Consider the following 12367-nt stretch of genomic DNA (forward strand, 5'->3'; position numbering starts at 1 on the left):
GACTTACTTACCAATACAAAAAGAAGAGAAAATTTTGCCAAGAAGATCATCGGAGGTAAATTCTCCGGTAATTTCGCTCAAGGCCTGATGGGCGAGTCGTAACTCTTCAGCAAGCAGTTCACCTGCCATACTGTCGTGCAGCTGCTGTTGACCCGTGTGTACGTGTTGGGTGGCCGTGTGAAGGGCATCCAGATGCCGTCTGCGGGCGATGAACTGTCCTTCAGTTGTTGTATCCAGACCCATGGTGGCAGCTAAATGATCGCGCAACAAGTTGACACCCTCGCCTGAACGGGCCGATAAACTGATCACCGTGACTTCGCCATGCGCGGTATTAATTTTTTGTTCTGCAATGTGATTTTGTGACAAGTCGGCTTTGTTACGCACAACTGTTGTTGGTATTCCTTCAGGAAGCCGTTGCATAAACTCCGGCCAGATATCGTAAGGATCGATAACCTCTGTCTGCGTGCTGTCTACTACGAACAGTACCCGGTCAGCTTCTTCTATGGCTTTCCACGCGCGCTCAATACCGATTTGTTCAACTTTGTCAGGGCTTTCCCGTAATCCTGCGGTATCGATAATATGTACTGGCATACCATTGATATGGATATGCTCTTTGAGAACATCGCGCGTGGTACCGGCAATCTCGGTAACAATAGCGCTGTCACGACCTGCCAGTGCATTTAGCAGCGACGATTTGCCTGCATTGGGTCGCCCGGCAATCACCACCTGCATACCTTCGCGCAGCAATGTTCCCTGTTTTGCCTGATTGGCAATATCCGCCAGTGAGTCGACGATGCTCTGGAGATCGCCTGCTACCTTGCCGTCTGAAAGAAAATCAATTTCTTCATCCGGAAAATCAATTGCCGCCTCGACGTACATGCGCAAATGAATGATTTGGTCAGAAAGACCATGGATTTGATCAGAAAACGCGCCTTGCAACGAGCGAAGTGCACTGCGCGCTGCTTGTTTAGAACTGGCATCAATTAAATCGGCGATAGCTTCTGCCTGCGCTAAGTCCAGCTTGTCATTTAAAAATGCCTGTTCGCTGAACTCGCCGGGGCGGGCAAGTCGGGCTTTGCCGGTCGCAAGCACGGCATCCAGCATCATGTCCATGACGATTTGTCCGCCATGACCTTGCAGTTCCAGCACATTTTCGCCGGTAAAGGAGTTCGGACCGGCAAAATAAAGTGCTATGCCCTGGTCGATGACATTGCCGTCGGCATCATAAAAAGGCGTGTAAACCGCCTGTCGGGGAGGCAGTGTCTTACGAACCAGTGCAGACGCAATATCGGTTGCCGCAGGGCCGGAGACCCTGACTATGCCGACACCACCACGGCCGGGTGCAGTAGCCTGAGCCGTGATAGTTTCGCTGGCGCTAAGTAATTCGGACATGGTGCTTGGCTGGCCCGGTTAGTCGCGGAAGTTCTTAAACTGGAAAGGCTGGCCAAGGTTGGCCTCTTTTACCAGCTGCATAACGCTTTGCAAGTCGTCACGCTTTTTACCTGTCACACGCAGCTCTTCGCCCTGTATTGAGGTTTGCACTTTCATTTTCGCGTCTTTAATGAGTTTTACTATTTTCTTAGCAACCGGCTGCTCAATGCCTTCTTTAAACGCAATGGTCTGACGGCAGATTTTGCCATGCTGATCCATCGGTTTTACATCCAGAGAGGAGGTATCTACGCCACGTTTTGCGCAGGCTCCCCGGAACATAGAATCCATCTGCTGGAGCTGAAACTCAGCTTCTGCGGTCATCAGCACGGTTTTTTCTTTAAATTCAAAGCTGGCTTCAACGTTACGGAAGTCAAAGCGCGTAGTTAGTTCGCGACTGGCGTTTTCCGTAGCGTTACGGACTTCTTCCATATTGATTTCAGACACAATATCAAATGATGGCACGTCGTTATCCTCTTAAGACTAAACAGCCCGCGTGGGCGGGCTGTTGTTTGTTTCAATTTAGCTGGTCTTTATGCCCCGTTTCTCCATGGAAGCGTAAATCATCTTCGCCTGGATCAGGGTAATTATATTACTGACTAACCAGTATAGTACCAGACCTGCAGGGAACCACAGGAAGAAGATACTCATCATTACCGGCATAAACTGCATAATTTTCTGCTGCATAGGGTCAGTGATGGTCGTGGGCTGCAGTTTTTGCAGCAGGTACATACTGGCACCGGTCAGAATTGGCAGCACGAAGTAGGGGTCTTTTACTGACAGGTCAGTGATCCACAGTGCAAAGTCGGCATGGCGCAATTCCACACTTTCCATTAATACCCAGTACAGCGCCAGGAATATCGGCATTTGTAGCAGCAGAGGCAGACAGCCACCCATCGGGTTAACTTTCTCTTTGCGGTACATTTCCATCATGGCCTGAGACATTTTCTGTCTGTCATCACCATAACGGTCTTTCAGCTGTTGCATTTTCGGCGCCAGGTTACGCAGGCGGGCCATGGATTCATACTGCTTTTTGGTTAGCCAGTACATCGCACCTTTCACGATAATAGTGATAAGGATAATGGCTACACCCCAGTTGCCTACCAGGCTGTGCAGGAATTTAAGCAGCTTAAACAGGGGCTGTGAGATCCACCACAAAATGCCGTAATCGACTGTGAGATCAAGGCCACGCGCGAGCTTAGCCAACTCTTCCTGATTTTTCGGACCTAAATACAAGATGCTGGAAACAGTAGCCGTCTCACCTGCATTAACCTGTACTGGTTCGCCCATATAACCGATAACCGCATACTGGTTTTGTAAGGTGCGGCTATACAGAGAATTGGTCTGATCCTGCGGTGGTACCCATGCCGAAACAAAGTAGTGCTCCAGCATACCTACCCAGCCCCCCTGGGTAGTTTCACGCAGGTTATCGTCTTCAATATCGTCGAAGGTGTACTTTTCATACGGATCATCAACGTTTGAGTATGCCGCACCACGGTAGGTAGGCATGAACATATTGCCGTCATCTTCATACGCTAACGTTTGTTTGAGTTGCGCGTACTGCTGCACCGTTGCTGACTCTGAAGTGCCGTTATTGACGGTATAAGAAACGTTTACATCATGCTTATCTCTGGCGAACGTAAAGGTTTTTGTCACCGTCAGTCCCTTATCATTACGCCATGTGATAGGCACAGACAAGGTGTCACCAGTCATTTCGTAATAAGCTTTTTCTGCTTTATAAACAGGACGACCGGAACGATTGGCATCCGGACCGTTAGCGCCAATCAGGCCGCTTTGCGCAACATAAAGGTTGGTACCTGCTCGCAGTAAACTGTAAGGCTCTTCAGAGTTTTGCGTCACTGGGTATTGCAACAGGTCGGCAGTTACAACGTCACCGCCCAGCAGATCAATGCGCAAATCCAGCGTGTCAGTTTTCACTTCGATAATGCGGCTGGCATTGGTGTTTGTCTGTGCGACAGGTTGTTGTGGTGTATCAGATACCGGAACATCCGCGCTGCTTTGCGGAATTTCGCCTGTTTCAGACTGACTCTGACCATCTTCAAACGACGGTACACCTTGCGATTGCGATGCCTGTTCGGTCTGAGCCTGTTGCACAGGTTGCGGGCCATAATCCTTTTGCCACTGTTGCCAGAGCAAAAAGCTCACCAGGGCAAGGCCAATTATCAGAAAACTACGTTGCGATTCCATAGAGGTCTCTTTATTTTGAGTGTTTATCTTGTTGTTTTTCCGGTACCGGATCGTATCCTCCGGCATGCAAAGGGTGGCATTTTAATATGCGCTTAATGGATAACCAACCGCCAAATAGTAATCCGTGCGTTTTTAATGCATCTATTGCATAAAAAGAGCACGACGGATGGAATCGACACCGCTGTCCAAGCATGGGAGAGATAAACCACTGATAGCATTTTATCAGCAGTAATGGCAGGACTATGAGGAGGCGTTGCAACGCTTGCTTAATTTTCGCCATAACTTTTCCAGTTGTGCGTAAATTTCCCCATTGCTCATGCGATCTGCACCGGATTTACCGACGACGATGATATCAACGCAGGGCAGGGCCTGTCTTCTGTGGCGGAAACTTTCACGTATTAAGCGCTTTATGCGATTTCTATCGTGAGCTTTTCGAATACGTTTTTTGGAAAGTGTTATGCCTAATCTGGGATTATCGAGACTATTGTGTCGTGCCAGAATAGTAAAAGAAGGTGATACTGCAGGAATTGCGTCATCAAAGACGTAAGTAAAGTGGGAGGGAGTTAACAGACGTAACTCCCTGGAAAACTGATTTTCGCCCACTTTGGGATCGTACAATTAAGCTGAAAGGCGAGCGCGACCTTTTGCACGGCGAGCTGCCAGTACTTTACGACCATTTTTAGTCGCCATACGAGCACGGAAACCGTGAGAACGCTTGCGCTTTAAGTTGCTCGGTTGAAATGTTCTTTTCATGACCAAAGTCTCACTTATTGAGTTAAACGTAGGCGGTAAACATTAAGTAGTTTAATCGCACACTTACATGCTTGAAAAAACCGGCGGAGTACCTGCCATCCAAAAAGGACGCTGAATTCTAGAGATCCCAAGGGCTGCTGTCAATGACTATTCACAGTTTCAGGCCAGTATTTTGCAGATTTTTTGGACATTGGCCGGCATTTTTTCAACGTCTATGGCGAAAAAGCGTCAATCCTGGCTTGATATCTGTGAATAACTATGATTTCTGTTTTATGTTATCCACAAAAAGGCAAGGGTATGCGCATGGTTGGGCATAAAATTTGCTCGATCTCGGCTGCTGATCATCAATACAGTAGTCTTGGTTATGGTGATCGCGATCCGTAGAATTGAAATGTATATTCCATATAAAACAATAAATTAGCAATCAGATCCGAAAGATCGCGAAAGATCAAGATTTACATTCTGTTGATAACATACGATAATCCACAGCGACAAATAACGAAAACAAAATTCTCGCTGTTACCCAATATTGCATACGTACCTGATTACGCATCAGGTGGCGCGTTTTTCTGTCTCTGAATCCCGCAATTTTGGCCCTTCCAGCGTCATTCGGAGCGAAGTTACACCATGTCACTTTGGAATTTAAGTCTGGAGCGATTGCGTCAGGAATTGCCGACACAACAATTCAGCATGTGGATAAGACCACTGACGTCTCAGGAAGAAGACAGCGTGATCACCTTGTATGCGCCAAACCGTTTCATTCTGGATTGGGTACGCGATAAATACCGCGACAAGATTACGCAATTGTTCACCGAGTTCGCCGGCGCAGATGCACCCGAGTTACGTCTGGAAGTTATGAGCAGACAACCTCAGGCCTCCACGCCGAATCGCAGTGCGTCGCCTCCGGTAACACAGACTCGTAGCGAAACGCCACCGGTTACTGCTTTTCAGGCACCACCCGGTGCGGCAAAATCAGACGCTAATTCTGTTGCCAGTGATAATAGTCGCAACAGCGGGTCGTCTCGGTTTAATGAAAAGGTGTCAGGTACATTATCTGGTCATTCTTCTCCGAAGGTTGTTCCTATTCCTGAAGGGATGAAGCATAAAAGCAATATCAATCCCACGTATCAGTTTGAGAATTTTGTTGAGGGTAAATCAAATCAGTTAGCCAGAGCAGCGGCAACGCAGGTAGCTAATAATCCGGGTGGTTCTTACAACCCGCTCTTTATCTATGGGGGCACCGGCCTGGGTAAGACGCACTTATTGCACGCAGTAGGTAATGGCATTATTGCCAATCGACCCGATGCCAAAATTGTTTATATGCACTCTGAGCGTTTTGTGCAGGACATGGTAAAAGCGCTGCAGAATAATGCCATTGAAGACTTTAAGCGTTTTTATCGTTCCGTCGATGCATTGCTCATTGATGACATTCAGTTCTTTGCCAATAAAGAGCGTTCTCAGGAAGAGTTCTTCCACACTTTCAATGCACTGCTTGAAGGTAATCAGCAAATCATTCTGACGTCCGATCGTTATCCAAAAGAGATTGACGGGGTAGAGGACCGACTGAAGTCACGTTTTGGCTGGGGCTTAACGATTGCAATCGAGCCACCTGAGCTTGAGACTCGCGTTGCGATTTTAATGCGAAAAGCCGCAGAGAACCGCATTCACTTACCTAACGAAGTGGCATTTTTCGTTGCGAAGCGTCTGCGTTCTAATGTGCGAGAGCTGGAAGGGGCGCTTAACCGCGTGATAGCCAACGCTAATTTTACAGGACGCCCAATAACCATTGATTTTGTTCGTGAAGCGCTACGCGATCTGCTGGCCCTGCAGGAAAAGCTCGTAACGGTGGATAACATTCAGAAAACCGTGGCTGACTATTATAAAATTAAGGTCTCTGACATACTGTCTAAGCGTCGAAGCAGAAGTGTTGCCAGACCACGTCAGGTAGCGATGGCGTTAGCCAAAGAGTTAACTAACCATAGTTTACCTGAGTTAGGCAACGCGTTCGGTGGCCGCGACCATACGACGGTGCTGCATGCGTGCAGAAAAATAGAGCAGCTTAGAGAAGAAAGTCATGATATAAAAGAAGACTATAAGAACCTCATACGGACATTGTCTTCTTAACGACCGAGGCGAGACTAAAAATCAATGAAATTTACTATTAGCCGCGAAAAGTTTTTACAGCCACTGCAACTGGTTTCCGGGGCCGTAGAGCGCCGTCATACGTTGCCAATACTATCAAACGTGTTAATCAAAGTTAGTGAAGACGCACTCTGGTTGACAGGTACAGATCTTGAGGTAGAGCTTATTTCCAGCATCAAACTGGAAGGTGAGTTTTCGGAAGGTGAAATTACCGTACCAGCAAAAAAGCTGTTTGATATTATTCGTGGTATTTCAGACGGCACAGACATCTCTTTCTCTCTTGATGGTAATAAGGCGCTGATCCGTGCGGGTCGTGGTCGATACACATTGTCTACGCTTTCTGCCAATGATTATCCGAATCTGGAAGACTGGGAAGGCGAAGTAGAGTTTGAGATTTCTTGCAGTGATTTGAAGCGTCTCATTGATAGTACCCACTTTTCCATGGCGCAGCAGGATGTTCGTTATTACCTTAACGGGATGTCACTGGAAACCGAAGATAATATCATTCGAACAGTGGCAACAGACGGGCACCGACTCGCACTTTGTCGCTTAGAATATAACAATACACTGCCAGCACGGCAGGTCATTATTCCGCGTAAAGGTGTGCTTGAAATCTCCCGCCTTATCGGTGAAGACGACAAGCTTCTTAAGATACAGATTGGCGCGAACCATCTGCGACTCTTTTCCAGCGATTTTATCTTTACCAGTAAGCTGGTTGACGGCCGTTTCCCCGACTACCGTCGTGTGTTGCCAAAAGATGGTGATAAGACCGTACTGGCCAGTAAAGCCGTGTTAAAAGAAGCGTTTTCCAGGGCTGCGATTCTCTCCAATGAGAAGTTCAGAGGCGTGCGTTTAAACTTGTCATCAGGTGAGTTAAAGATCACAGCTAACAACCCTGAGCAGGAAGAAGCAGAAGAAATTGTTGATGTAGACTATCAGGGTGATGATCTCGAGATAGGTTTCAACGTGGCCTATCTTATTGATGTGCTCAATGCGCTGGTTTCAGAGAAGGTACAAATTAGTCTTTCAGATTCTAACGCCAGTGCACTGATTCAGGATGCTGAAGATGACGCGGCATTATACGTCATTATGCCGATGCGTCTGTAATTACCACTTCTCATATCAGGCTGGAGATTGCTTGATTTTCGTTAATGCCTTCTCCAGCTTGATCTGCTTTCTCCCGGGTTTATCATCATGAAACTGGACGAAGTCCAGCTTACTCATTTTCGGAACATCACCGATGTAAAGCTTCATCCTTCCAGACAGCTCACCGTGATAACGGGTGTCAATGGAAGCGGTAAGTCTTCTCTGCTTGAAGCAATTTATTACCTAGGGTTTGGTCGTTCTTTTCGCACTGCCAAACACCAATCTGTTATTCATCAGGACAACAACGCTTTTAGTATTTTCGCGAAATGCGTGGATGATGCAGGGGATAATTTTAAGGTTGGTATCGAACGCACGCGAGGGGATCAGTTTACGTGTTCCGTAAATGGGAAGCACTCATCCCGACTGGCTGACTTAGTGAGCCGGATACCTGTACAGTTGTTTACACCGCAAAGCACCGATCTAATATTAGGCTCTCCTTCAGAGCGTCGCCGGTTCTGCGACTGGGGATTGTTTCACGTGGAACATAGCTTTAATGGACTTTCTCAACAGTACAGTAAGTTGCTGCGGCATCGTAATGCGCTACTGAAACAACAAGCTGTTTTGTCTAACCCGCAATATCAGTATTGGGAGAGTCAGTTTGAGGTTGTAGGGAATGCCGTGCACGATTTGCGACAACAGTATGTATCAAATCTTACCCCGATATTCGAAGATTTTTTGCTGAGCTTCCTACCAGAGTTTGAGGTATCTGTGAGTTACTACAAGGGATGGGAAAAAGATGCCACTTTAGCAGAAAGCTTGGTTAAAAAGACTGAGTATGATGCTAAAATGGGGCATACCTCATCTGGGCCTCATAAAGCCGATATCCGGTTTAAGTTGAACGGGGTAAACGCCCAGGAGATACTTTCTCGGGGACAGCTGAGAATGGCCGTAGCGGCGCTACAATTGGCGCAGACTGCACTATTTAATCGACTCACATCGAGGAAAAGTATTTTCCTGCTAGATGATGTTGGTGCCGAATTAGATATCGATAAGCGCGAACGCTTTATCGATGGGTTGTTAGACATGGACACGCAGGTTTTCGTGACTGCGATTGAACGTGAACAACTAAGTTTTATTAATAAATACAACGAAAAAAGAATGTTTCACGTGGAACATGGACACGTGACAGAGGAGTGAAATCTAGTATGTCAGAGCAGAACAACTACGACTCGTCCAGTATCAAGGTGCTGAAAGGGCTAGATGCCGTACGTAAGCGTCCGGGCATGTACATTGGTGATACCGATGATGGAACCGGCTTGCACCACATGGTTTTCGAGGTAGTCGATAACTCCATTGATGAAGCGCTAGCGGGTCACTGTTCAGAGATTTTAGTGCAGATTCATACAGATGGCTCAGTGTCAGTATCTGATGATGGCCGCGGGATACCGACCGAACTTCATGAGGAAGAAGGGGTATCAGCAGCAGAGGTAATTATGACCGTCTTGCACGCAGGCGGTAAGTTCGATGACAACTCTTACAAGGTCTCTGGTGGCTTGCACGGTGTGGGTGTTTCAGTGGTAAACGCCTTATCCAGTAAATTAAAACTGCGTATTCGTCGTGGTGGAAAAGCATATGAACAGGAATACAGCCACGGTGTGCCACAAGCCCCATTAGCGGCTATTGGCGAAACAGACAAAACCGGTACGGCACTACGTTTCTGGCCAAGCCACGACACATTTACCAATACTGAATTTCATTATGACATTCTCGCAAAGCGTTTGCGTGAGCTGTCTTTTCTCAACTCAGGCGTAGCAATCCGCCTGAAAGATGAGCGCGATGGAAAGGAAGATCACTTCAAGTACGAAGGCGGAATACGCGCATTCGTTGAATATCTGAATCAGAAGAAGACCCCAGTACACCAATCTGTATTCCATTTTAGTTCAGAGCGCGAGGATGGCATTTCTGTCGAAGTCGCTATGCAATGGAATGATAGCTTCCAGGAAAGCATTTTCTGTTTTACTAACAACATCCCTCAGCGCGATGGTGGTACCCATTTAGCGGGCTTCCGTGGTGCGTTAACACGTACCCTGAATAACTTCATGGAAACGGAAGGGCTTAACAAAAAAGCCAAAACGAACGCCAGTGGTGATGATGCGCGTGAAGGTCTGACTGCGGTTGTTTCAGTAAAAGTGCCAGACCCTAAGTTTTCATCTCAAACCAAAGACAAGTTAGTTTCATCTGAAGTGCGGCCGGCTGTAGAGTCGGCGATGAATGAAAAGTTAGCAGAATTCCTGTTAGAAAACCCTGCAGAGAGTAAAGTGATTGCATCAAAAATCATTGATGCTGCACGTGCTCGCGAAGCAGCCAGAAAAGCGCGTGAAATGACACGCCGCAAAGGCGCATTGGACCTTGCGGGCCTTCCTGGCAAACTCGCTGACTGTCAGGAAAAAGATCCTGCACTAAGCGAACTGTATATTGTGGAGGGTGACTCTGCTGGCGGTTCAGCTAAGCAGGGTCGTAACCGTAAAAATCAGGCAATCCTTCCATTGAAAGGAAAAATTCTTAACGTAGAAAAAGCGCGTTTTGACAAGATGTTATCCTCTCAGGAAGTAGCGACACTAATTACCGCACTGGGCTGTGGTATTGGTCGTGATGAGTATAATCCTGATAAGTTGCGTTACCACAGCATCATTATCATGACGGATGCGGATGTGGATGGCTCTCACATTCGAACGCTACTGTTGACCTTTTTCTATCGTCAAATGCCGGAAATTATCGAGCGAGGCTATGTATACATTGCCCAGCCACCGCTTTATAAAGTGAAAAAAGGCAAACAAGAACAGTATCTTAAAGATGATGACTCGTTAACTAATTATCTTACCTCAATTGCATTAGACGGTTCGTCTCTGCATACGTCTGATGACGATCCTGGTATCAGCGGCATCGCATTAGAGAACCTGATAAAGCAGTATCAAAGCGTTGAAAAAATGATAGGGCGTATGCGCAGGGTTATGCCTGAAACCATTCTTTATCGAATGATTTACACGCCGACCATTGACCTTGAGAATCTCAAAGAAGAGTCAACACTGGACGGCATTGCAGATCGTTTCATTCAGCAATTAACTGAAAAAGAAAACGATGCGGCAACCTATCGTTATGAAATTCGCAGGGACGAAGAGCGTAGTGAATTTTACATTACCATTATCATGCGCATGCACGGCATCGATTATGAGTACTCATTGAATCGTGAGTTTATCGAATCCAGTGAGTATGTTCGTCTGAAGGAACTGAATCACGCTATCAATAATATGATGGATAACGATGCGTTCATTCAGCGCGGTGAAAGAAAAATGCCTGTCAGCTCATTTAAGGAAGCGCTTGAGTGGCTGATGAATGAAGCGAAACGAGGTCAATACATTCAGCGCTATAAAGGGCTGGGTGAAATGAACCCGAGTCAGCTTTGGGAAACAACGATGGATCCGGAAAATCGCAGAATGCTGCAGGTTACCATTGAAGATGCGATTAAATGTGACCAGTTGTTCACCACATTGATGGGTGATCAGGTTGAACCACGCAGAGAGTTTATCGAAGCAAATGCGCTAAAAGTAGAAAACCTCGACGTGTAGTTGTAGTTGAAAGGGAAGGTGCGAACAAAGCGCTTATTAAGTTGTGAGCCCAGAGAAATATGCAATTGCAGGGCGGGGTTCACAAACTAACTGTAGTGTAGTTGTTCACAAAAACCGTTCCTAGCTGACTATCGGAAAGCCCGGCCTGAAATATGCCGGGCTTTTTTATTATCTGGTACACGCTATTCGCGCTTTGTTGTGCAGCCTTACATTTCCCTTCGTTTTGCATGCAAAAGCCGATGACAGTAGAAAAGCCGGTAGAAGAACATCAACACTATCTGTACAGATAGGAATGTGTCGCTGCTACAACATGGCACGAGTTGTTGGGAAACGGGTTGACGATGGTATCTGGGCTATCCCTATCATTGCTGTATCATCACAGATGCTGTTTAATTCAATGGCAGAATGCAAGAAAAACCCAGGCTGGCTGAGCGTTGCCATCGCTTCCTGAGATGTGCTCATGCAAACAGAATAGTTACGACACACAGAAAATAAGGCGGCCACATGGGTCACTGGCAGGTCAGATATCTATTTCGTAACAGAACATATGAACATGCGACGGAGTCATGGTAAATGTAGACGATCAACAGTGTATGTATAATTTAAAAGGTTACTATACGTGCATCAACTGATGAATCTCTTCCTTCCTTTGTTGTGTTCTGCGGCAGCGTTATCGTTGCCGCTTTTTTATTTGGAGTGAAAGTGTGCTTGAAAACTGGGTTCGGCGTGTCAGCTTTTCTTTTTGCATGTCTCTGGTATTGTCATTGCTGATGACTGGTTGGGTGACCTACCTCAACTTAGGGATCACAGACACCTTTTTCCAAAGCTGGGGCAAAGCCTTTATTCTAGCCTGGCCTGCAGCATTTCTTATCGCACTCTTTTGTTCGGGATTGGTGGGCCGTATGGCGACAAAACTGAGCAATTTACTTCTGACTCTACTGCGATAATGCAGTCATTTCTCACACTTAATTTGAGCGCAGCTGTCTCAGTGAAGCCCCATTCTACAAGCACAGCTCTGAGCTGATAACACAGTAAGTTTTCAAAAAAGTCTAAGAGCGCTATTACACCGATTTCAAGCGTGCTTTATCAGGCCAGTTTTCATGAGATTATAGGTTTGTGCCAGG

The 12367-nt window shown here is 46.6% G+C and carries 12 protein-coding genes; 6 read left to right on the plus strand and 6 right to left on the minus strand.

The features are described 5' to 3' along the window. Positions 1-3 precede the first annotated feature (3 nt). Genes mnmE through rpmH form a run of 6 tightly spaced genes read right to left on the minus strand, consistent with a single transcriptional unit; the run spans position 4 to position 4389 of the window. Complete coding sequence (gene mnmE / locus JKP77_RS15700; RefSeq protein ID WP_218312107.1) at positions 4-1392, minus strand: tRNA uridine-5-carboxymethylaminomethyl(34) synthesis GTPase MnmE; 1389 nt, start codon at positions 1390-1392, stop codon at positions 4-6. Between the two features lie 18 nt (positions 1393-1410). Further along, complete coding sequence (locus JKP77_RS15705; protein ID WP_218312108.1) at positions 1411-1893, minus strand: YajQ family cyclic di-GMP-binding protein; 483 nt, start codon at positions 1891-1893, stop codon at positions 1411-1413. 57 nt (positions 1894-1950) lie between these two features. Continuing rightward, complete coding sequence (gene yidC / locus JKP77_RS15710; protein WP_218312109.1) at positions 1951-3636, minus strand: membrane protein insertase YidC; 1686 nt, start codon at positions 3634-3636, stop codon at positions 1951-1953. A 10-nt stretch (positions 3637-3646) separates the two neighbouring features. Next, complete coding sequence (yidD, locus tag JKP77_RS15715) at positions 3647-3895, minus strand: membrane protein insertion efficiency factor YidD (protein ID WP_246601237.1); 249 nt, start codon at positions 3893-3895, stop codon at positions 3647-3649. Beyond that, entirely contained in the window at positions 3877-4239 is a 363-nt protein-coding gene (rnpA, locus tag JKP77_RS15720) for a ribonuclease P protein component (protein ID WP_218312111.1), read from the minus strand. The genes yidD and rnpA overlap by 19 nt, the downstream gene beginning before the upstream one ends. A 15-nt stretch (positions 4240-4254) precedes the next feature. Continuing rightward, a complete protein-coding gene (gene rpmH / locus JKP77_RS15725; RefSeq protein WP_014290886.1) occupies positions 4255-4389 on the minus strand; it encodes a 50S ribosomal protein L34 in 135 nt (44 codons plus the stop codon). Positions 4390-5016: 627 nt separating this feature from the next. On the opposite strand from rpmH, the gene dnaA reads away from it, so the two are divergent. The 6 genes from dnaA to JKP77_RS15755 all read left to right on the plus strand — a co-directional run bounded on the left by dnaA (position 5017) and on the right by JKP77_RS15755 (position 12190). Continuing rightward, positions 5017-6513, plus strand: a complete 1497-nt coding sequence (gene dnaA, locus JKP77_RS15730; RefSeq protein ID WP_218312112.1) for a chromosomal replication initiator protein DnaA — start codon at positions 5017-5019, stop codon at positions 6511-6513. A gap of 24 nt (positions 6514-6537) precedes the next feature. Continuing rightward, the gene (dnaN, locus tag JKP77_RS15735; RefSeq protein ID WP_218312113.1) at positions 6538-7638 is read left to right on the plus strand and encodes a DNA polymerase III subunit beta; all 1101 of its coding nucleotides are present in this window, start codon (positions 6538-6540) and stop codon (positions 7636-7638) included. Positions 7639-7725: 87 nt separating this feature from the next. Then, entirely contained in the window at positions 7726-8814 is a 1089-nt protein-coding gene (gene recF / locus JKP77_RS15740; RefSeq protein ID WP_218312114.1) for a DNA replication/repair protein RecF, read from the plus strand. 8 nt (positions 8815-8822) lie between these two features. After that, positions 8823-11243 carry a DNA topoisomerase (ATP-hydrolyzing) subunit B gene (gyrB, locus tag JKP77_RS15745; protein ID WP_218312115.1) on the plus strand — a complete coding sequence of 807 codons (2421 nt, stop codon included), beginning with the start codon at positions 8823-8825 and terminating at the stop codon, positions 11241-11243. A gap of 310 nt (positions 11244-11553) precedes the next feature. Beyond that, positions 11554-11694 (plus strand): hypothetical protein, encoded by a 141-nt coding sequence (locus JKP77_RS15750; protein WP_218312116.1) that lies wholly within the window; start codon positions 11554-11556, stop codon positions 11692-11694. Positions 11695-11947: 253 nt separating this feature from the next. Further along, a complete protein-coding gene (locus JKP77_RS15755) occupies positions 11948-12190 on the plus strand; it encodes a DUF2798 domain-containing protein (protein WP_338024881.1) in 243 nt (80 codons plus the stop codon). Positions 12191-12367 lie beyond the last annotated feature (177 nt).

It is taken from the genome of Alteromonas antoniana (assembly GCF_019249295.1).
Lineage (GTDB): Bacteria > Pseudomonadota > Gammaproteobacteria > Enterobacterales > Alteromonadaceae > Alteromonas > Alteromonas antoniana.